A 22708-nucleotide genomic window follows, 5' to 3' on the forward strand; every position below is an offset into this window, starting at 1 on the left:
TCGCAATAAAAAGTGCAACTGTAGAGCAGAAGCGAATATTGTGTTAGGATAGGAATGCATTTATCAAAGAGGGGGCCAGTCAATGGAACGGATACAATTGAATAATGGTCTGCGGATCGTTATGGAAAAAATGCCGACTTTCCGTTCTGTCACATTCGGAATTTGGATCAAAACCGGTTCCCGTAACGAAAGTCTAGTGACGAACGGGATTTCGCATTTTATTGAGCATATGATGTTCAAAGGTACCAAGCGCTTTGATGCCAAAAAAATCGCTGAAATCTTCGATGGTATTGGCGGCAATGTGAACGCCTTTACAAGTAAAGAATATACATGCTTTTATGCCAAAGTGCTGGATGAGCATCTGGAGATCGCACTGGATATTTTATCGGATATGTTTTTCAATTCGCTGCTGGACGCTGATGAACTTGCACGCGAGAAAAATGTTATTCTTGAAGAAATTTCGATGTACGAGGATGACCCGGATGATCTAGTGCATGATCTGATCACCGTTGCTTCGTATGGCAACCATCCGCTTGCGTATCCTATTCTCGGTACAGCTGAGCGTCTCGCACCAATGGGACCAGATCAGTTGCGATTATTTATGAAAGATCGCTATACGATTGAGAATACCGTAATCAGCATCGCTGGTCATATTGACGATAGCGTTGTACCACTGCTAGAAAAGTATTTTGGCGGTTTTGATATTCATGGTAGCGAGCAGCAGTTGACCGCACCGACATTCAAAGGCGAAGTTGCGTTTCACAAAAAGAAAACGGAACAAAATCATATCTGCCTCAACTTCCCGGGTGGTAAAATAGATGATCCAAGGTACTATGCCATGGTGCTGCTCAACAATGCACTGGGTGGCGGTATGAGTTCGCGTTTATTTCAAGAAATTCGGGAAAAGCGCGGTCTGGCTTATTCCGTCTATTCCTACTACACGGCTCATGCAGATAGCGGTCTGTTTACGATCTATGCAGGTACAGCGCCGAAGCAGACACAGGATGTATTCGAGCTGACCCATAACCTGCTGCACGATCTGAAGGTGAACGGTCTGACCGAATATGAATTGGAGCAGGGGAAACAGCAGCTCAAAGGCAGTCTGATCCTTGGATTGGAGAGCACGAGCAGTGTGATGAATCGCCTAGGCAAAAACGAGATTATGCTGCGTGAACACGATACGATCGATGAGACGATCCGCTACATCGAAGAAGTTCAGATGGAGGATATCCGTTCAGTGATCGACGATATGTTTGCGCAGCCGTATGCGCTGGCAATGGTCGGCTCATCAGATAAAAGCATTGCACATGTAAGGAGAGATGAACTTGTCCACTAATACCTTTAACATTGAAATTATGACTCTTGCGAATCACGAAGGTCTGGAGCTACCGCGCAAAATGTCTGAACAAGCTTCCGGCTACGACCTGTACGCAGCGGTTGAGACACCAATAACACTGCAACCGGGCGAACGTACACTAGTGCCAACGGGTCTAGCGCTGGCGATGCCAGGCGGACTGGAAGCACAAATTCGTCCACGTAGCGGTCTGGCGTTCAAACACGGCATCACTTCGCTCAACACACCGGGTACGATTGATGCGGATTATCGTGGCGAGATCAAAGTATTGCTGATCAACCATGGTCAAGAGCCGTTCGTGATTACACGCGGCGAACGTATTGCGCAGATGGTATTCCAGATCGTACCGGAAACGAATCTGATTCAGGTTCAAGAGCTGTCAGAAACGGTACGCGGCGCTGGCGGATTCGGTCATACTGGCACCAAATAATACAATACACGTGTTGATGCAACAGGATGGAATAAGCCGCCTCATCATCGGCAAAGCGTCAATGCTTTAAAACTTTTCTGCAAAACAGTTGAAAGATATTACAGGGAATGATATCATTTCTACAATTATTGCAGGATACTGAAATTTATTTCCGGCACTATTCGCCGGGCGGTCAGGGTCTGCGGTGGTCGTAACCGACCGCCGTTTCAGTCTTTGTACAGATGCCCTGCAAAATCGAAGGGGAGAGAGATGCTAGATGTCTAATCAATTCTTTAATGTGGCTGTCGTTGGAGCGACAGGAGCAGTAGGACAACAGATTGTAAGATTGCTGGAGGAACGCGATTTTCCGGTGAAAACGCTGAAGCTTCTGTCTTCCGCGCGCTCGGCTGGCAAAAAGGTGCTGTTCAAAGGTCAGGAAGTGACGGTAGAGGAAGCAACGCCGGATAGTTTTGCCGGTGTAGATATCGCGCTCTTCAGTGCTGGTGGTGATATCAGTAAGGCGCTGGCTCCGCACGCCGTTCGTCATGGTGCTGTCTGTATCGACAATACGAACGCTTATCGTATGGACCCGGATACGCCACTGATTGTACCGGAAGTCAATGCTGATCGTATCGCCGATCACAAGGGCATTATCGCGAATCCCAACTGTTCCACCATTCAGATGGTTGCTGCTCTGAAGCCACTGTATGATCGTTATGGTATTGAACGCATCATCGCCTCGACGTATCAGGCGGTATCCGGTGCGGGTAACCAGGCGATTGAAGAATTGAAACGTCAAAGCCAATCTGCCCTAGCAGGCGAAGAAGTACAACCGGACATTTTGCCGGTCGGCTCGCTGCCGGTGAAGCATCAGATCGCTTTTAACGCGATTCCGCAAATCGATAAATTTCAGGACAACGGTTATACATTAGAAGAAATGAAAATGGTTCGGGAAACGAAGAAAATCATGGAAGATGACGAGATCAAAGTCACTACTACATGCGTACGTATCCCGGTTGTATATGGACACTCGGAGTCCGTATACGTTGAATTGAAACAGGACTTTGATCTGGACGAAGTAAAACAGCTTCTTCAATCTGCACCGGGCATAACGCTGGTGGATGATCCGGCGAATCAAGCCTATCCACTTGCAACGGATGCAGCCGGCAAAAACGATGTATTCGTAGGCCGTCTGCGTCGCGATCTGGGCGATTCCCGTGGACTGAACATGTGGATCGTATCCGATAATCTGCTCAAAGGTGCAGCCTGGAATGCGGTTCAAATCGCCGAGATCATTGCCGCAAAAACAGCAGCAGTCAGCAGCTAACGGAGGCTATGGTCATGACGACCTTATTACAAAAAACATCAAACATACTCGTACAAAAATTTGGCGGCACATCGCTCTCTACCCCTGAGGCGCGAGAGCATGTGCTGCGGCATATCAAACGCGAGCTTGCCCGGCAGGTCAAGCTCGTTGTTGTGGTATCCGCAATGGGACGCAGCGGCGACCCTTACGCTACCGATACATTACTGGATAGCACTGCCCGCAACGGCAGTGTACCATCCGCCCGTGAACGCGATCTGTTGATGGGCTGTGGAGAGATCATTTCCGCCGTCAATCTGAGCGGTATGCTGCATGCAGAAGGCATTCCGGCTGTCGCGCTAACCGGTGCACAGGCAGGGTTTATTACCGATAATAATTTTGGTAATGCCCGTATTCTGGCGATTCGTCCAGAGCGTGTATTGCAAGAACTAGAAGAAGGCAAAGTTGTGATCGTAACCGGCTTTCAGGGACAAACTGAAAATGGCGATCTGACCACACTCGGACGCGGAGGTAGCGATACGTCAGCAACGGCGCTAGGTGCAGCTCTGCATGCAGGTATGGTTGATATCTATACTGATGTTGAAGGCATTCTGACCGCTGATCCACGTATTGTCGAGGATGCTAAGCCACTTGCTTATGTGAGCTATGCTGAGATTTGCAATATGGCGCATCAGGGCGCAAAAGTTATTCATCCACGTGCTGTTGAGATTGCGATGCAGGCACAAGTGCCCGTCCGTGTTCGTTCCACTTTTGCCGAAAGCGAAGGCACATTGGTGACTCAGCCGGAGCAATTCGTCGATTCGCCAGGTGGAGTTATTGACCGCTTTGTTACCGGTATTACCTACATGAACAATGTAACGCAGATTACAGTTAATCAGCAGGATGGTGTGGAAAACCTCCAGCTTAAAGTATTCCAGTCGATGGCCGAAAACCGCATCAGCGTCGATTTTATTAACGTAACGCCTTACGGGGCGGTCTATACGGTATTGGATCATGAAGCAGAACGAGCAATGGAGTTGCTTCGCGATATGGGGCTGCAACCGAGCAGCGTATCTGGATGTGCAAAAGTGTCTGTCGTTGGTGGCGGCATCAACGGTGTACCGGGCATTATGGCGCGTATTGTCGCTGCATTGACCGGACAAGGCATTCCTATTTTGCAGTCTGCCGATTCCAATACAACTATCTGGGTGCTGGTGAAGAAGGAAGATATGGTACAGGCAGTCCGTGCCCTCCACAACCAGTTTGAACTGCACCTATAATCTGCCCAATTTCTGCGGGAAGCATCCCGTATTGAAGGAGGAAAAACATTGGTAGACTTTGGAAGACTAATTACGGCAATGGTGACTCCCTTTACCGATCAGGACGAGATCGACTGGGATGCCACAGCCCGTTTAATTGACTATCTGATTGAAGAGCAAAAGTCCGAATCTCTTGTCATCTGCGGAACGACTGGTGAATCACCAACGCTAACTGACGAGGAGAAACTGGAAATGTTCCGCTTCTCCGTCAAACATGCCGCCGGCAGGTGTAAAATTATCGCTGGTACAGGCAGCAACAATACGAAGCATTCCATCCATCTCACCCGCGAGGCTTCTAAGCTCGGGGTGGATGGGCTACTACTGGTCGTGCCCTATTACAACAAGCCGAATCAGGCAGGTTTGTACGAGCATTTCAAAGCGATTGCAGCAGCAACCGAATTGCCGATCATCGTATACAATGTACCTGGACGTACAGTAACATGTATGTCTGCGGAAACGACGATCAAGCTGGCACAAATCAGCAATATCGTCGCAACCAAAGAGTGTGCATCAATCGATCAGGTGACTGAGATTGCCGCTGGTGCGCCGGAAGGCTTCCGCATCTATTCCGGTGAGGATGCTACAGGCTTTGCTGCGGTAACAGTAGGTGCGTACGGTATTATTAGCGTAGCAAGTCATGTGGTCGGTCAGAAAATGTCTGATATGATCAACCAATATGTAAACGGCAATGTGGAACAAGCGGCGCGTATCAATCAAAAACTGCTGCCATTGTTCAAAGGGTTGTTCGCCTGTCCTGATCCGTTGCCAAACCCATCTGCGGTCAAATATGCGCTTTCTATACGTGGTTACGGCAATGGTGATGTGCGTCTGCCACTACTGCCACCATCAGATGCGCAGAAAAAATTTATTGAAGCTCTGCTGTAAATACGAAGCATGAATTGTGAAGCATGTGTACAACTGGCTGAATAGCTGGTGCATAATGATGTATAGGAATACACTGTATCGAAGCATTGCGGCAAAGCGTTATTAGCTGCATAATAATGTATGCTATACAATTCGTATATTCTGTACATAATCTGTTTTCACATTCCATTTTATTTGTATACGCAGACATATGAATAACGCTTATGCAAGCACAGTCCTATTTGCGGACTGTGCTTTTTATTTTATCTAGCGCATATTCGGTAAGCAGTCGTACATAACGGGTAAGAAGAGGCGAGAGCGCATGTCGTAATCAATAGACAGATCGGCATGCAGCAGTGGAGAAATTCATCATAATCTGAGGAGTGAATGTCCATGAAACCGCAAACTGTACCTGTTGATTACTCATCACCTGCTTATTTGGAGAAAATGAACGCCTGCTGGCGGGCTGCTAATTATTTGTCAGTCGGGCAGATTTATCTGAAAGACAACCCGCTGCTGAGACGACCTTTACAAGCAAATGATCTGAAAATTCATCCAATCGGGCATTGGGGAACCGTGCCGGGACAAAATTTTATCTATACGCATCTGAACCGAATTATTAATAAATATGATCTGAATATGTTTTATATCGAAGGCCCTGGACATGGTGGTCAGGTGATGGTGTCTAATGCGTATCTGGAAGGTAGTTATACCGAGATATATCCAGATATTACTTGCGATGAGCAGGGTATGCAGCGCTTGTTCCGGCAGTTCTCATTTCCGGGTGGAGTTGCTTCGCATGCTGCTCCAGAAACACCTGGTTCGATTCATGAAGGTGGTGAATTGGGATATTCGTTATCTCATGCGGTTGGAACGATACTCGACAATCCAGACCTGATTGCTGCTGTAGTGATTGGCGATGGGGAAGCAGAGACTGGTCCGCTGGCAGCTTCGTGGTTTTCCAATCGTTTTATAAATCCGGTGACAGATGGGGCAGTGTTGCCTATCTTGCATTTGAATGGCTTCAAGATCAGCAATCCGACAATTCTGGCACGTCAAAATGATGAGGAGTTACATGCCTATTTTACAGGAATGGGCTGGGAACCGATCTTTGTAGAGGGGGATGATCCGCAGCAGATGCACCCGGCGATGGCTGGAGCGCTGGATCATATCGTAGAGCGGATTCAGCATATTCAGCAAAGCGCTCGTCACAATGGGGCTCTCAAACGTCCACGTTGGCCACTGCTTATTTTCCGCAGTCCCAAAGGTTGGACAGGGCCGAAGGAATGGGATGGCAAAGTGATTGAAGGCTCGTTCCGTGCACACCAAGTGCCGTTACCTGCGGATCGTGAACATATGCAGTATGCATCTGCATTGACGGAATGGATGCACAGTTATCGCCCGGAAGAATGCTTTGATGAGCAGGGACGATTGCGTGCTGAGTTGGAAGAGATTTTGCCACAGGGACAAAAGCGCATGAGTATGAATCCAGTGACCAATGGCGGTCAACTGACCAAAGATTTACAATTGCCATTGCTTGCTGAACATCAGCTATCTTTATCCAAGCCGGGAACAGAACTGGCGCAGGATATGGAGATTTTGGGGCAGTATGTACGTGATCTGATTGCCCTGAACAAGGAAGACCGACATTTTCGCATTTTCGGCCCTGATGAAACGATGTCCAATCGGTTAACGTCTGTATTTGAGGTGACTGATCGCCGCTGGATGGCGCCGATTGATGAACAAACCGATGAGCATATGGCGCATGACGGCTTTGTGATTGATTCGCAGCTGTCCGAGCATCAAGCAGAAGGGATGCTGGAAGGATATTTGCTAAGTGGTCGACATGGATTTTTCGCGAGTTATGAGTCCTTTTTGCGGATTGTAGATTCGATGATTACGCAGCATTTCAAATGGTTGCGCAAGTCTAGCGTACTGGATTGGCGTGCAGACATTCCATCGCTCAATCTCATCGCATCGTCAACTGTTTTTCAGCAGGATCATAACGGGTATACGCATCAGGACCCTGGTATTCTAGGACATCTGGCAGATAAACGACATGATCTAGTGCGCGAATATTTGCCTGCGGATGCCAATACATTGCTAGCTGTATTTGAAAAAGTCGCCAATGATCGCGGCAAGATCAATCTGATCATCTCGTCCAAGCATCCACGTCTGCAATGGTTCACGCCAACAGAGGCAGCTGAATTAGTAGAACGTGGAATGAGTATCGTGCCGTGGGCAAGTACGAGTTCAGCACACGATGCCGAGCCGGATCTTGTAATTGCCGCTGCGGGTACAGAGCCGATGACCGAAGCGCTGGCGGCAGTGTCCATTTTGCATGAGCGTTTGCCGAATTTGCGTATCCGTTTTGTAAGTGTCGTTGATCTGCTGCGTTTGCGAATACAAGATCGTGATCCGCGCGGGTTGTCTGAGCAAGAATGTTTATCTTACTTTACAAAAGATACACCGGTTCTGTTCGCATTTCACGGGTATGAGGGATTGATTCGTGATCTGTTCTTCGACCATCCTAACCGCAATATTCATATTCATGGGTATCGAGAGAATGGTGACATTACAACGCCGTTTGATATGAGAGTGCGTAATGAACTTGACCGCTTCAGTCTGGTAAAAGCCGCGTTGCGCAGTTTGCCAGCTTCTCACGATCATACAGAGATCATTCAGAACATGGACGATTTGTTAGAGAAACATCATCAATATATTCGCTCGGAAGGCACCGATCTGCCGGAAGTAGAGCAGTGGCGCTGGTCTGGATTGCAATAAATAGCATTTCCACGGTTCCAAACGGAATTGTCACGGTTCCATTGGAAGATGGGCCTGCGTCAGAGCGTGTACAAGAAACCGAATGGATGCTAATGAAGATCCATTCGGTACATCGAGATTGAAGCAGCGCTTGTCTATGACGTTTAAAAAGCAAGTTATTCGGGTATTAAGCATGGATGTGCTACCAACAGAATCGGATGCAAGGCATAACAATCCAATATACCTATAAGCAGAGACGATGAGCTAAACGTTGACGATTAGTATTCATTAGAATGAATATTTATACATATAATTGCAAAATGATCATGATTTATCTGTTGCTTTCGTAATCGAAGGCGTAATTACAGGCAACTGATAGCGTTTGTACATAACCGGTTTTCCTTGCTATGAAAGGGGTTTATTGCTTATGTTGCCGCGCGTTTCAAACATGACTTGTTTTTTTGTTTTTTTATCATGTATAATATTCTCAAGTGACTGGGTGCGGTATAAAAAAGTAATACAAGTTTACGAGTAGAATTCTTTGTCAGGCAGAGTGTTCGTGACATTCGTAAACGATGCAAGAATATGAAATTTCCGGATGGTGGTTTCTTGCATACTTTAACTGGTACAGGACCGGTTTGTATTGTTATAGCCAACATTTGCAGTTGATTTTGTGAATTATTGCCATGTTATTGTAGAACACAATTGTTTTTTGTTTATAAATATTATAACGGCGTCCAACATCATAGGAGGTATAGTTCCATTGTCTAAAAAAAACACAAATAACGAAAAACTGACGATCTTTGCTTTGGGCGGCGTCGGTGAAATTGGTAAAAACATGTATGTCATCCAATACGGTAATGACATTGTCGTTGTAGACTCAGGACTCAAGTTCCCTGAGGAAGATATGCTGGGGATCGATATGGTCATTCCAGATATCTCTTACCTGACAGAAAATCGCGATAAAGTACGCGGCATTCTGCTGACACACGGCCATGAAGACCACATCGGCGGCCTGCCTTACGTTCTGAAACATCTGAATGTGCCAATCTATGGTACTCGCCTGACTATGGGTCTGGTAGAGAACAAGCTAAAAGAAGCAAATCTGCTCGGCGAAACGAAACGAATCATCATTCACGAAGATTCCGAAGTGAAACTGGGTAACACGATTACAGCAACATTTTTCCGAACCAATCACAGTATTCCCGATTCCGTAGGTGTTTGCCTGGCTACCCCGGAAGGAAACGTTGTTCACACAGGTGACTTCAAATTTGACCACACACCGGTCAACAATGAATTTGCCAACCTGCAACGTATGGCTGAGATCGGTGCCAAAGGCGTACTGGCTCTGTTATCTGACAGTACGAATGCGGATCGCCCAGGTTATACACCTTCCGAGAAAACCGTTGGTATCGTGATGGAAGATATCTTCCGCAAAGCGACGCAACGCGTAGTCGTAGCAACATTTGCATCCAACGTTCACCGTATCCAACAAGTTGTTAACGCAGCTGCTGCAACAGGTCGTAAGATCACTGTTATCGGTCGCAGTATGGTCAACGTAGTAGGGATTGCTAGCGATCTGGGTTATCTGGATATTCCAGATGGTATGCTGATCGAGCCAGAAGAAGTGAACAAAATGTCTGCGGACCGTGTCGTTATCCTGTCGACCGGTAGCCAAGGCGAGCCAATGTCTGCATTGACGCGCATGGCACGCTCTACACACCGCAAAGTGGATATTCTGCCAGGTGATAGTGTTATCATCGCAGCAACTCCAGTACCGGGTAACGAGAAATACATCGGTCGTACGATCGACGAACTGTTCCGTCTCGGCGCTAACGTATACTACAGCGGTGCAAACCCTGGCGTACACGTATCCGGTCACGGTTCTCAAGAAGAACTGAAACTGATGCTGAACCTGATGAAACCGAAATACTTCATTCCGATTCACGGTGAATACCGGATGCAACGCAGACATGCGATGCTGGGTGAAGCAACAGGCGTAGATCCGAACAACATCTTTATCGTAGATATCGGAGATACAGTCGAAATCGTCAACGGCGCTGCACGCAAAGCCGGTAAAGTCACTTCCGGTAACGTACTGATTGACGGTCTGGGTGTTGGTGATGTAGGTAACATCGTACTGCGTGACCGCAAACTGCTGTCTCAAGACGGTATTATGGTTGTTGTCGTAACCCTGAGCAAGCAAAATGGCCAGATCGTATCTGGTCCGGACATCATCTCTCGCGGTTTTGTCTATGTGCGTGAATCCGAAGGTCTGCTGGATGAAGCAAACCGTATCGTGACAAGCACATTGCAACGTCTGATGAGTGAAAATGTCAATGAGTGGGCTTCGCTGAAAACTAGCGTCAAAGACTCGCTTGGACGTTTCCTGTATGAGCAGACACGTCGCAGACCGATGATCTTGCCGATCATTATGGAAGTATAAGCACGTTATGTGCTTTTTGTATAAAAAGTAAGGGCAACCAGTCGCCCCTGCTTCTCCGCATGGTATATTGGACGGTCCCATGCGGGGAGCAGGGGTTTTGTCGTTTCAAAACGCAAACAAATGTACGGCATCGACCGACGGAGTATGCTATAATAACACATCGGAGGTGGTAAGAAGTGGCTAAGCCGAAAACAGCCCAGAAGCCAAGAACAACAACCAAAACAACGCGGAAATCCACGCCATCTACCGCGCGGAAACCGGCGCAAACTGCTAAGCGTAAATCGTCTTCGTCCACGGGACGCAAGCGTAAAAACAATAAAGCTCCTGCTCTGAGCATGTTAAAATATGAAATTTATGGGATTATCCTCATTACCTTATCGGTGATAGCATTGTCACGACAGGCAGCTGTTGGACAATTTCTGTATTACATAACTGCGTTTATTCTCGGCAAGTCGTACTTTGTATTGCCACTGGTTGGCATGTACATCGGTTTGATGACTATGCTGCGTCAACGCTGGAACAATGGTTGGAATAGCCGGATGAGCGGATTGGTTCTGCTCGTCTTTACGATGACATTACTCAGTGTATTGATCTATGTACCATCAGATCAGCTTAGTTCACTGCCTGCCAGACAAGCAGCAGGTGGTTATATCGGCGCTGTTCAAATGTGGATGCTGATGATGTTATTTGGTGTAACAGGCACAAAGTTAATTGCTGGTGTCATGCTGATCATCAGTCTGATGCTCATTACGCAAAAATCTGTCGTGGAAGTTGCGGAGTATGGACGCAATATCGTTTCGGGCGTTGGAGCAGCGGTTGGACGTAAGTGGCAGTCTTCACGCGAAGCGATGGCAGAACGTCGACAAGAGCGAGAGCTAGAATTGGCTGAAGCAGAGAAACTGGCTGCGCAAGAGCCAGACACCTATGAGGAAGACGAAGATAAAGAGCACGAGCAACGTCAAGGGTTACTTAATTGGCTGCGCAAACAGCGTGCAAGTCACGAGCGAGATGAAGAAGCCGAATATGATAATGAGACGGTTTACGCAGCTCTGCCAGAGCGTTCTAACTCGACTTCACGGCGACGTGCCCAATCCAAACCTAATGTGTCTGCTGGTGAATCTGCTGTCGCTACGTCAGCGGATACCAAGCCTCGCTCCATGTATATTGCAGACGAAGATGATCTATGGGATAATGCACCGGCAATAGGTGCAGTGGCAGTTGAGCATGATGTCAATGATCTTTCAGCTGAGGCTACAGCTGCTTCCATCGGAGCTGCTGGTAGTTCTGCATTGCCAGATCGTACACCGATCATCCGTGACTTCTTCGAGCAAATCCGTTCTGAACGTTCGGATCAGGCGGGGGATGAAGATTGGCAGTCTGATCATTTGCATAACGGAGCAAACAATGGACATTCTGCATTTACAAGTAACGATACATTGCAAGATACAGCGATGATGGGTCATGCTGAATTACCTCATTCCATCACCCATGTTGATGATGGGAATAGTACCTATGGGGCTGACGGTCAGCCTGTTACCACAGACGATATTTTATCGAATGAAGGCAATGAAGCTTCTGCATCATCGGATTCACCTCATTCCATGTCTGCCACAGGCGATGCCAATACGGAATCGGTGCCAAATGGCGATGCTACTAGTACAGATGCAAGTGGGGATGGGGCACAGACGCCCGCTACGCCGCCTCCACCGCCGCCGAAGCCGTATCGTCTGCCACCGTATAGTTTGCTTGCTAAACCGAAAATAAACAGCAGTGCAGCCGATCAGAATGACTATATGCAGATCGCTCGTAAGCTGGAAACGACACTGGAAAGCTTCGGCGTGCGTGCGAAAGTGCTGGAAGTTGTACGTGGTCCAGCAGTCACCCGTTATGAAATCCAGCCGGATGTTGGTGTTAAAGTAAGCCGGATTGTTGGCTTGACCGATGATATTGCACTTGCACTTGCTGCCAAAGATATCCGTATGGAAGCACCGATCCCGGGCAAATCAGCGATCGGTATCGAAGTGCCTAATAACGAAGTCGCTATGGTTACGATGCGTGAAGTAATGGAGACACAAATTTTCGATGATTCCGAAGCCAAGTTGTCGATCGCCTTTGGGCGCGATATTGCCGGGCAGACGATTATCGGGAATCTGGCGAAAATGCCCCATTTACTTGTAGCTGGTGCGACCGGTTCCGGTAAATCAGTATGTATTAACGGCATTATTACGAGCATCTTGTACAAAGCCAAGCCGGATGAAGTGAAATTCTTGATGGTCGATCCGAAAATGGTCGAACTGAATATTTATAACGGTATTCCGCATCTGCTGGCTCCAGTAGTAACCGATCCGCGTCGTGCCTCGCTGGCACTGAAGAAGATCGTTGTCGAGATGGAAAAACGATACGATCTATTTTCCAAATCAGGTACGCGCAATATGGAAGGCTACAACAATCTGATGAAAGACAATCCAGATGCGATTCTACCGTATATCGTCGTGATCGTCGATGAGTTAGCAGATCTGATGATGGTTGCGGCTGGCGATGTGGAAGACGCGATTGCACGATTGGCACAAATGGCGCGTGCAGCGGGGATTCACCTGATTATTGCAACTCAGCGTCCATCCGTAGATGTAATTACCGGTGTTATCAAAGCAAATATCCCTTCACGTATCGCCTTTGGCGTATCGTCCCAGATTGATTCGCGTACGATTCTTGATATGGGTGGTGCGGAGAAATTGCTCGGTCGCGGCGATATGTTGTTTATGCCGATGGGTGCATCCAAGCCGGTACGTGTGCAAGGTGCATTTATGTCTGATCAGGAAGTGGAAACGATTGTCGACTACTGCCGTAGTCAGGGCGAAGCTCAGTACAATGACGATATTGTGCCGGAAATCGACGATTCCGCTACTGCCATGGATGAGCAAAAAGACGAGCTATTTGATCAGGCAGTACAAATTGTAGTCGAAGCCAAGCAAGCATCGGTTTCGCTATTACAGCGCCGAATGAGAGTTGGTTATACACGGGCTGCTCGATTGATTGATTCGCTCGAAGCACACGGTATTGTAGGTCCATATGAAGGCAGTAAACCGCGTGAAGTACTCGTTTCTCCAGAGCAGTATCACCAGATCAGCACAGGTAGTTAAGAGAACCAAGCTCAACCAAAGCCAAACCAAGGCAAGCCCAAACTAAAGCAACTCGAGCATACACTATCGGCTATTACGAAATCGCAACAACAGCAAAATGATAACTATCTCGTCAACCAAGTAAAAACCAAGTACCAAAAAGCGGATTCGCTCATGATGAGCAAATCCGCTTTTTGTTTTACGTACATATTTTATTTACAAGATCACACTGTCAACGTATAAAGAATTAGTTGTAACGTTTCAGGATGCTGGATTTGTTGCTGCTATCATAAACAAAACCGTAGATCGTTTTGCCAAGGTTATTGTAAGCTGCATCAATATCAGCAGCGATACTGCTCAGCAGGCTAGTTGTTTGATAATCAGTCAGCGTATTCCAGTCGCTTTTGTTAGCATAGACGCGGAACACGATAGACTCGTCGTTATCATTGCTCAGCTCGATGCTAAGTTTGATATTACGATACGTACCATAGTTGGTGTTCAGGTCTTTTTGGACGTTAGTCAGATCGACATTGGCGCTCAATACAACAGTGTCGCTGCTGTTCACAGTGAAGCCAACCAGTTTTACCGAGTTTTTATTGTACACAGTACCAGTGATCGTTGCATCTTCAAACGTACTATTGTCCAGAATATCGTTTACTACATTTTGCAGCAGGTTTTTACGGTTCGTAGTGGACAGATCGTTCCAAGTGGACTCAGTTACACGAATCGCTACTTTAACCGATGATTTGCTGCCAGTCAGCTCAATTGCTGCGCCAGTACCTTTGTAATCACCATAACTGTTGTTCAGCGTTTTTTGCAGCTTGGTCATAGCTGTGCTAACGCTTGTACTTGTATCCGAGTTATCAGCCAGTTGGTTTTTCAAGGTGGTGATCTGAGAGTTCAGATCTGTTACCTGTGCTTGCAGCTGAGTAATCGTCGAATCTTTGGTTGTACTTTGTGTTGTCGCATTGTTCAGTTGCAATTGCAGACTTTGGATTTGCGCATTCAAGGAATCAACTGTCGATTGTGGAACTTGAGCAGTTGTGTCAGCGATCGTTACCGTTTTATCTGTATTGTTCCAGGTTACTTTTTTGCCTACTGCATCACCCAGCACACGCAGTGGTACATACGTTGTACCGTTAATCATAAACGGTTCCTGCGCGTCAGCTACAGTCACTTGCTGATTGTTATACAGCACCTTGATATTAGCATACACCGCTTTGAGCTGCTTGGTGGCATCCGAAGCGTATGTACTGTTGGCAAAAATAGTTCCAGACAAAGCCAGAGCGGACACGGCAGTAATGATGACAGGCTTTTTGTTTAGTTTCATGTTCGTTCATCAGACTCCTTTTAATAAATTTGGATAGCGGATGACCCGTCTGATTATCCTATGTATTTAGACGTGTCCCGAGCAGAAATGTTTCGCCCCATTTTCCCGCGGGTACCAATTTTGTGATAATGAAGACCTAATTGACCCCGGAGATTCGATTCTAACATAAAAGTCAGCGCGAAAAAAATCAGCTTTGTCATCAGTTGCTTCCATTTGCTTCGTAATCCAAGCGTATTTTTTGTGCAAAAAGAAGCAGGACCATATTCGGATGAGGTGTTTTGATGCTGTCACATTGCTTGTGCGGATTGTGATGTTATACAATGATACGTAAAGCATCTTTGATATCCATGTATGTCCATGTACATGATTCGATATACACAAATTGATCTGGATAAAGGAGTTTTGACATTGAACAGTACTGGTTTTGAGCACGGCGAAATCAATGGAATCCGCGTCCATGTCTTGCCGACAACGCGTTTTAAAACATTTGCGATCTCTCTCTATCTGGGAGTGCCGCTGGCTGAAGATACCGTTACACCGACCGCACTTATTCCCTTTATCCTGCGTCGGGGCAGTGAAACGTACCCCGAAACGACACAATTCCGCGAAGCATTAGAAGATATGTATGGCGCCGGATTTGGTATTGATGTATACAAAAAAGGCGATTACCAGATGGTGCAGCTGCGGATGGATACGATCAACGATTCGTTTGTCAGCAGCAATGAACCGCTGCTGTCACGCAGTTTGACCTTTATTGGAGATACACTGACCCGTCCAGCATTGGAAAATGGGGTGTTTCGCAATAAATATGTACAGGCAGAACGCGAAAATGTGCGTAAGCGACTGGAATCCGTTATCGATGATAAAATTCGCTATGCAGCAGAGCGCTGTATTCAAGAAATGTGTAAAGATGAGCCTTACCGTCTGAATCCGCTTGGTCGTCTGGATGCGCTGGATGAATGGGATAGCAACGGCTTGTATGAGTGGTATCGTCAATGGTTGTCTTCATGCAATCTAGATCTGTATGTGGTAGGCGATACTTCGTTAAGTGAAGTGATGGAGCTAGTCGGACGTACATTCCACATTCATCGGAGCGAAGCGACCACTCTCTATACACCGGCGGTTACCCGTCCGGCTGTAGCTGAGGTTCGTCAGATTACCGAACGAATGGAAATTAGTCAGGGCAAGCTGAATATGGGACTTCGTACTCCAGTTACGTATAGCGATGACCGTTATGCGTCAGCATTAGTAGCAAACGGCATTCTCGGCGGGTTCCCGCATTCCAAACTGTTTATGAATGTACGTGAGAAAGAAAGTCTTGCCTATTATGTCGGTTCGCGCTTTGATCCGTACAAAGGCATTACTACAATCCAATCAGGGATCGAACTGGAAAACTTCAACAAAGCACTGGATATTATCCGTGAGCAATTGTCCGTATTACAGGATGGACAGATTACCGAATCCGAGATGGCTCAGACGAAGGCGTTGCTGCGTAATGATTTCTTGGAATCACGTGATTCTGCGTATCAGATGATCGGACACGATTTTAACGGACGATTCGCTGACAAGGAGCGTCCTGTCGAAGAACTGCTGGAGCAAGTGGAAGCTGTCACCGCAGATCAAATCCAAGCAGCAGCACAATTGCTGGAACTGGATACAATCTATTTCCTAACCGGGCATAAGGAGGCTTAATTGATGGAAAGCATACGTTACGACGATTTGCAGGAAACGCTATATCATGAAAAGCTGGATAATGGATTGGAAGTATATGTACTACCCAAAGAAGGCTTTCAAAAGACCTATGCCACATTTGCAACACGTTACGGCTCGGTAGACAATCATTTTCAAGTAGAAGGCGAGAACGAAGTGAAAGTGCCGGACGGCATCGCCCATTTCTTGGAACATAAAATGTTTGAAGAGCCAGATGGAGTGGATGTATTTTCCAAATTCTCTGCCAAAGGTGCGTCAGCGAATGCCTTTACCAGCTTTGATCAGACGGTATATCTGTTCTCGGCAACGGAGCAGATTGAAGACAATGTAGAGACGCTGCTGAACTATGTGCAGAATCCATATTTCACTGAGGAAAATGTGAACAAGGAAAAAGGCATTATCGGTCAAGAAATCCAGATGTACAGCGATAACCCGGACTGGCGTGTATACTTCGGGCTGATTGAAGCGATGTATCAGAACAATCCGGTTCGCATTGATATTGCCGGTACGATTGAATCGATTAGTGAGATTACGAAGGATACCCTGTATACGTGCTACAACACCTTTTACCATCCGTCGAATATGATGCTGTTCGTAGTGGGCGGAGTGAATCCAGAAGCGATCATCGAACAGGTGCGTCGCAATCAAGATGCCAAAAACATTCAGCCACAAGGACCGATCAGTCGTTACTTTGAAACTGAGCCAAATGAAGTAGGCGAAACTTGGCATGAGGTGAAATTGCCTGTGTCTCAACCGAAGTTCCTAATGGGCTTCAAAGAGAAAGAAATCGGTTTGGATGGCGAACAATTACAGCGCCGCAACCTGACGACCAAGCTGGTATTGGATTTGTTGCTTGGCACAAGTACTGCCCTGTATCAAAAGCTATATGATGAAGATCTGATTTCGGATGATTTTGGATATGATTATAGCAATACAGCAGAATATGCGTATTCTATGATCGGTGGCGATACGAAGGACCCAGAATTGCTTGTGAAACGGCTAAAAGAAGAGATCAATGCGATCGTACAAACTGGTTTTAGCCAGGATGCATTTGACCGTGCGATTCGGAAACGGATCGGTAACTATTTGCGCGCACTCAATTCGCCGGAAAGTATTGCACATGAATTTACACGTAGCCGGTTCAAAAATAGTGACTTCTTCGCGGTATTGCCAGTCTATGAATCTCTGACGCTGGAAGAGATCAATCAGCGTTTGCGTGATCATATTGATTGGGATCAACTGGCTGTATCCGTTGTTGTTAATCCATGAGTTCATCGACTCCAGGCGGTAGCAAACCATTTGCAGAGATGAATGTGTTAATTACCGGCGGTAGCCGTGGAATTGGCGCAGCTATTGCAAGACGCTTTGCGATGGCGGGTATGAATGTAATTATTCATTATCGTCAGTCGCATGAACAAGCCAATGAAGTAGCGCGTACGTGTCTTGAGTATGGGGTGCGTGTGCTAACCGTATCTGCCGATTTGCGGGAAGTAGAGCAGATTCGCCGTATGCGTGACAAGCTGGAGCAACATGGGCTGGAGCCTGATATTCTGGTAAACAATGCCGGAATGTCGCACTACGGAATGCTAGCGGATTTGACGGAGAACGATTTTGACGATATTATGACAACCAATCTGAAAGCTGTCTTTTTCTGTTCGCAAGTGTTTATGCCGTATATGGTTCGGCAGCAATACGGACGCATTATTAATGTATCCAGCGTATGGGGAATTACCGGTGCCTCTTGCGAAGTACTGTATTCTGCCAGCAAAGGTGGCGTGAATGCTTTTACCAAAGCACTCGCCAAAGAATTAGCGCCTTCCGGTGTAACGGTAAATGCCATTGCGCCGGGCGCTGTGCGTACAGAGATGATTTCTCATTTGCAGCAGGATGAGATTCGGATGCTGGAAGATGATATTCCCGCCGGACGTATTGCCGAACCGGATGAGATTGCATCGATGGTGTACTTTTTATCGTTACCGGAATCAGGCTATATGACAGGGCAGGTGGTTAGTCCGAACGGTGGCTGGGTAACGTAACGGAGAGTCACTTTATGTTCATTCCCAAACGATAGAAGCTTCGGTACCGTCGTGTACAGTGAAGCTTCTATTCCTTGTTAGCGCATGGATATCTGATCATTATCAGCTCATTGTTATCCAATGATTATCTTTTACTGGATAGGCTATGCTGAATATGAGCTGTCAATGTCAATGATGACATCCCGGTTAAAAAGTTGTTTCCTTTCGCTTCTTGCCTTTCTATATCATTTTATATATCATTAACATGTTAAAGACGTGAAGTTCGCAGCCGGCTGAAGTCATGTACATGATCAGCCGCTTTTTATTATATGGCTGCTAGTCAGCCCTTCATGCAATACAGTCTATGATGATTCAATCACATATGAAATGCCCGTGCGGAATGATCCGCGTTATGAATGGGAAGAAAGGTTCGAGGTGAACGTGGAAGCAAAACAGACGAATCCGGAAGCGAAACAATGGTACTTGGAGTACAGGATACATAAAAACCGTCCTGGCTTACTTGGGGATGTGGCGTCACTGCTTGGTATGCTCAATGTCAACATCCGTACGATTAACGGGGTTGAAGGCAAAACGCGTGGTATGTTGCTGGAATCCGACGATGATGAGAAAATCGTGCTGCTTGGCGATATGTTGGCAAAAGTGACCAACATTACGATCACTGCGCTGCGTCAACCGAAGCTAGTCGATATTCTGGCTGTGCGTCATGGTCGTTATATCGAACGCGATTCCGATGACAAAAAGACATTTCGGTTTACACGCGATGAACTCGGTTTGCTGGTTGATTTTCTCGGTGAAGTGTTCAAGCGAGAAGGCAATCAAATTATCGGTCTGCGCGGGATGCCGCGTGTCGGTAAAACCGAATCCATTATCGCGGGCAGTGTATGCGCGATGAAGCGCTGGACGTTTGTCTCGTCGACACTGTTGCGCCAGACGGTGCGCAGTCAATTGTCCGAAGAGGAAATGAACCATGGCAATGTATTTATTATTGACGGGATCGTGAGTACCATTCGGTCAAATGAACGCCATTACCAGCTTTTGCAAGATATTATGCAGATGCCAAGTACGAAAGTAATTGAGCATCCCGATATCTTTGTACGGGAATCGGATTATGAGTACAGCGATTTCGACATTATTATCGAATTGCGCAACAATCCGGATGAAGAGATCGTTTATGATACATTCACGGAAACGTACACAGATGATATCTAAATGACCAATAAAGCTCAGTCTTTATGTGATAAAACAATCTAATCAGGAGGTAATCGTATGTCAGATCTGGGTCGCCAGTTACGGGACGCCCGCCTTGCACGGGGTTTATCGCTCGATGACGTGCAAGAAATGACCAAAATACGCAAGCGCTACTTGGAGGCCATCGAAGCGGGTGATTTCAAGGTGCTTCCCGGAAGTTTTTATGTTCGGGCATTTATCAAAACTTATGCAGAGGCTGTCGGTATTAGTCCGGACGAGCTGCTGCAAGAACATCAGGATGTTGTACCGGAGCCAGAGCCGGAAGCGGTGATGGAACCTGTTGCGCAACCGCGCAGAGCTGCACGGCGTAATGCCGCCGCTTCGGGACGTAGTGGCAAGTTGCTATCAACCATTTTAATGTGGGTGTTCCCGATTCTGATCATTGCACTGGTATGGATTTTTGTAATCAGCAAAAATTCTTCCCCGCAAATTGAAGAAACTGCAAGTAGTCAACAACAGGAACAGAATAATACACCGAATACTACCACTACCCCGCCTGCAACAGGTGGCAATGGCGGTACGACTCAAACTCCATCTGGTGCAGGTTCTGGACAGAATGGTGAATCTGCGGGTACAGGCACAAAGGAGAACCCAGAAGGCACGGGTACTACGGAAGGCACTGATCCAGAAGCGACTAACGGCGAAACGCCATCGACTGAAACGGGGACAACGGATGCTTCATCCACTCCGGTAGTCAGCGAAAGTGGCAAAGAAGGTCGCAATACTTTGTTCAATGTGAATTATACTGGTTCCGATACGTTGAAAGTAGACATTGCAGCTACTGGTCAAAGCTGGTTGGAAGTGTACAAATCTGCTGATTCCAGTGGTGAGCGTCTGTTCTTCAACAACACCGAGAGTGGACAAAACCTGTCCTACGATCTGACCGATTCCGGTCTGTATATTAAATCCGGTAATTCGCCAGCTACGAAGATTACGATCAATGGTCAGCCGATCACAGATGGCAAAGCGACTTCTCGTATCGTGCTAAAACTGGTAAAAGAAGCACCAACTACGGATGCAACTTCCACTTCCGGTACAACCGATGCGACAGGGACAACGGACGGTACGTCTACCTCTACCGACAGCACGGAAGGTACAACAACAGATTCCACATCCAGCAGTAACTGATAAACAATCACAAAGGACATCCCTTACTTCCGTTTTGCGGAACCGGATGTCCTTTTGCGAGTTTAGTTTATGTATGCAATGCATCTGAACGCATTCTTGTCTGAAGATGATCTTGAGTATTAGCTAGGAAGCGCATCATTAGCGTTTACACATCTGGATCACCGTTATCGTATTAGACTTGCACACCAATATCACCTATAATTTGACTAAAGGGGGAGACTTCTGTGGCTTCTGAAAATTCATTTGATATCGTATCCAAAATGGACATGCAAGAAATGACCAACGCAATTACTCAAACGGAAAAGGAAATCGCCAGCCGTTTTGATTTTAAAGGCAGCAAAAGTACACTGACATTGGAGAAAGAAACACTTGTGTTAGTATCCGATGACGATTACAAACTCGGTGCATTAATCGACGTTTTGCAATCGAAAATGGTAAAACGCGGTCTGCCGATCAAAAATATTGAATACGAAAAGGTCGAACCTGCTTCGATGGGAACCGTGCGTCAACGTCTCAAATTGAAGCAAGGCATTGATCAGGAAAATGCGAAAAAGATCAATATTCTCATTCGCGATTCCAAGCTAAAAGTGAAAAGTCAGATCCAAGGTGATCAAATCCGGGTAACGGGTAAAAACCGCGATGATCTGCAATCTATTATTCAACTGCTCCGCAAAGCGGATCTGCCGCTCGATCTTCAATTTACAAACCTGAAATAACAATTGCATGTAACGGTTTTGTTACAGGGCGGATGGAGGCTGCACGTTGATGTTGATAAACAAAATACGGTCGCATGCAGGTACATATAAGCGGCTATACCATAATGCTGGACTCAGCGTAGGAGGTACACTGTGAACCTGCCAAACCAAATCACGATGGCCCGCATTGCGCTTGTGCCGGTCATGATGCTGTTTTTGCTGGTTGATTTTCCTTTTGGCGAGCAGTTGTTGCATATCGGCAGTTCCTTTCAAGTAAGCTACAACGATCTGATTGCGGCATTTATTTTCATTGTTGCGGCAAGTACAGACGGAATTGACGGTCATATCGCACGTAGTCGCAATCTCGTTACCAACTTGGGCAAGCTGCTTGACCCACTGGCGGATAAGCTACTCGTATCCGCAGCGCTGATCTCGCTTGTATCCTTAGGCAAATGTGCGGCATGGATGGCGATTATTATCATCTTCCGCGAGTTTGCGATTACTGGTCTACGTCAGATTGCCTTATTGGAAGGCTCTGTCGTTGCAGCAAGCAACTGGGGCAAAGCAAAAACGATCACTCAAATCGTGGCGATCATTGCGCTAATGATTAACAATTTCCCATTTGCATTGATCGGTTTTCCATTTGCCGAAATTGCCATTTGGATTGCCACATTGATTACCCTATATTCGGGTGTCGATTATTTCATCAAAAATAAAAATTTGCTTCATTTTCATAATTCCTGATTAATGGTGAGCATAAGCTTCCAGCCGACGATGCAATAGTTATTTATAAGATCGTTGCAATCGGTAGTATGAACATGAAGCGGCAGTAAAGGCAATAGGGATCGCTCTATTGTCTTTTTCTGTGAGGATTCTTCGCTTTACAATGCTGCTTGTTTAAATCATGCAAACGTAACAGCAGAACAGCATAAGCATCCTCACATCCGCGTATGGAAGTAGATACACTATCAAACTCAATCATGC

At 46.6% G+C, this 22708-nt stretch carries 16 protein-coding genes; 15 read left to right on the plus strand and 1 reads right to left on the minus strand.

Features of this window, described 5'->3' with window-relative positions:
- Nucleotides 1-82 precede the first annotated feature (82 nt).
- From ACE3MZ_RS09305 to ACE3MZ_RS09340, 8 genes are all read left to right on the plus strand, one after another.
- The gene (locus tag ACE3MZ_RS09305) at nt 83-1336 is read left to right on the plus strand and encodes a M16 family metallopeptidase (protein ID WP_411346156.1); all 1254 of its coding nucleotides are present in this window, start codon (nt 83-85) and stop codon (nt 1334-1336) included.
- A complete protein-coding gene (gene dut / locus ACE3MZ_RS09310; protein WP_411346157.1) occupies nt 1326-1784 on the plus strand; it encodes a dUTP diphosphatase in 459 nt (152 codons plus the stop codon). Before ACE3MZ_RS09305 ends, dut begins: the two co-directional genes overlap by 11 nt.
- A 256-nt stretch (nt 1785-2040) precedes the next feature.
- Nucleotides 2041-3090, plus strand: coding sequence for an aspartate-semialdehyde dehydrogenase (locus ACE3MZ_RS09315; RefSeq protein WP_411346158.1), 1050 nt, complete (start codon nt 2041-2043; stop codon nt 3088-3090).
- 14 nt (nt 3091-3104) lie between these two features.
- Entirely contained in the window at nt 3105-4346 is a 1242-nt protein-coding gene (dapG, locus tag ACE3MZ_RS09320) for an aspartate kinase (RefSeq protein WP_411346159.1), read from the plus strand.
- 48 nt (nt 4347-4394) lie between these two features.
- Entirely contained in the window at nt 4395-5270 is an 876-nt protein-coding gene (gene dapA, locus ACE3MZ_RS09325) for a 4-hydroxy-tetrahydrodipicolinate synthase (protein WP_411346160.1), read from the plus strand.
- Between the two features lie 366 nt (nt 5271-5636).
- Nucleotides 5637-8033, plus strand: a complete 2397-nt coding sequence (locus ACE3MZ_RS09330) for a phosphoketolase (RefSeq protein WP_411346161.1) — start codon at nt 5637-5639, stop codon at nt 8031-8033.
- A 742-nt stretch (nt 8034-8775) separates the two neighbouring features.
- Nucleotides 8776-10458, plus strand: coding sequence for a ribonuclease J (locus ACE3MZ_RS09335; RefSeq protein WP_411346162.1), 1683 nt, complete (start codon nt 8776-8778; stop codon nt 10456-10458).
- A gap of 176 nt (nt 10459-10634) precedes the next feature.
- Nucleotides 10635-13598: a DNA translocase FtsK 4TM domain-containing protein gene (locus ACE3MZ_RS09340; RefSeq protein ID WP_411346163.1), complete on the plus strand. Its 2964-nt coding sequence runs from the start codon at nt 10635-10637 to the stop codon at nt 13596-13598.
- A gap of 226 nt (nt 13599-13824) precedes the next feature.
- Here ACE3MZ_RS09340 and ACE3MZ_RS09345 read toward each other — a convergent pair whose 3' ends face one another.
- Complete coding sequence (locus ACE3MZ_RS09345; protein WP_411346164.1) at nt 13825-14907, minus strand: stalk domain-containing protein; 1083 nt, start codon at nt 14905-14907, stop codon at nt 13825-13827.
- Between the two features lie 408 nt (nt 14908-15315).
- On the opposite strand from ACE3MZ_RS09345, the gene yfmF reads away from it, so the two are divergent.
- The 7 genes from yfmF (at nt 15316) to pgsA (ending at nt 22468) form a co-directional block, all read left to right on the plus strand.
- Nucleotides 15316-16599: an EF-P 5-aminopentanol modification-associated protein YfmF gene (gene yfmF / locus ACE3MZ_RS09350; RefSeq protein ID WP_411346165.1), complete on the plus strand. Its 1284-nt coding sequence runs from the start codon at nt 15316-15318 to the stop codon at nt 16597-16599.
- Between the two features lie 3 nt (nt 16600-16602).
- Entirely contained in the window at nt 16603-17886 is a 1284-nt protein-coding gene (yfmH, locus tag ACE3MZ_RS09355; protein WP_411346166.1) for an EF-P 5-aminopentanol modification-associated protein YfmH, read from the plus strand.
- A complete protein-coding gene (gene ymfI / locus ACE3MZ_RS09360) occupies nt 17883-18653 on the plus strand; it encodes an elongation factor P 5-aminopentanone reductase (RefSeq protein WP_411346167.1) in 771 nt (256 codons plus the stop codon). Before yfmH ends, ymfI begins: the two co-directional genes overlap by 4 nt.
- A 516-nt stretch (nt 18654-19169) precedes the next feature.
- Entirely contained in the window at nt 19170-19862 is a 693-nt protein-coding gene (locus tag ACE3MZ_RS09365) for a DUF3388 domain-containing protein (RefSeq protein WP_411346744.1), read from the plus strand.
- 57 nt (nt 19863-19919) lie between these two features.
- The gene (locus ACE3MZ_RS09370; protein WP_411346168.1) at nt 19920-21029 is read left to right on the plus strand and encodes a helix-turn-helix domain-containing protein; all 1110 of its coding nucleotides are present in this window, start codon (nt 19920-19922) and stop codon (nt 21027-21029) included.
- A 224-nt stretch (nt 21030-21253) separates the two neighbouring features.
- Nucleotides 21254-21745, plus strand: a complete 492-nt coding sequence (locus ACE3MZ_RS09375; RefSeq protein ID WP_411346169.1) for a YajQ family cyclic di-GMP-binding protein — start codon at nt 21254-21256, stop codon at nt 21743-21745.
- 132 nt (nt 21746-21877) lie between these two features.
- On the plus strand, nt 21878-22468 hold the full coding sequence (gene pgsA, locus ACE3MZ_RS09380) for a CDP-diacylglycerol--glycerol-3-phosphate 3-phosphatidyltransferase (protein WP_411346170.1): 591 nt from the start codon (nt 21878-21880) through the stop codon (nt 22466-22468).
- Nucleotides 22469-22708: the final 240 nt, after the last annotated feature.

It is taken from the genome of Paenibacillus sp. WLX1005 (genome assembly GCF_046603685.1).
Classification (GTDB): domain Bacteria; phylum Bacillota; class Bacilli; order Paenibacillales; family Paenibacillaceae; genus Saccharibacillus.

What these genes read in the sequence shown, in the direction of transcription:
- ACE3MZ_RS09305 (WP_411346156.1), top strand. Translation starts at nt 83, where the DNA reads ATGGAACGGATACAATTGAATAATGGTCTGCGGATCGTTATGGAAAAA.
- ACE3MZ_RS09315 (WP_411346158.1), top strand. Translation starts at nt 2,041, where the DNA reads ATGTCTAATCAATTCTTTAATGTGGCTGTCGTTGGAGCGACAGGAGCA.
- dapG (WP_411346159.1), top strand. Translation starts at nt 3,105, where the DNA reads ATGACGACCTTATTACAAAAAACATCAAACATACTCGTACAAAAATTT.
- ACE3MZ_RS09330 (WP_411346161.1), top strand. Translation starts at nt 5,637, where the DNA reads ATGTCCATGAAACCGCAAACTGTACCTGTTGATTACTCATCACCTGCT.
- ACE3MZ_RS09345 (WP_411346164.1), bottom strand. Translation starts at nt 14,907, where the DNA reads ATGAAACTAAACAAAAAGCCTGTCATCATTACTGCCGTGTCCGCTCTG.
- yfmH (WP_411346166.1), top strand. Translation starts at nt 16,603, where the DNA reads ATGGAAAGCATACGTTACGACGATTTGCAGGAAACGCTATATCATGAA.
- ymfI (WP_411346167.1), top strand. Translation starts at nt 17,883, where the DNA reads ATGAGTTCATCGACTCCAGGCGGTAGCAAACCATTTGCAGAGATGAAT.
- ACE3MZ_RS09370 (WP_411346168.1), top strand. Translation starts at nt 19,920, where the DNA reads ATGTCAGATCTGGGTCGCCAGTTACGGGACGCCCGCCTTGCACGGGGT.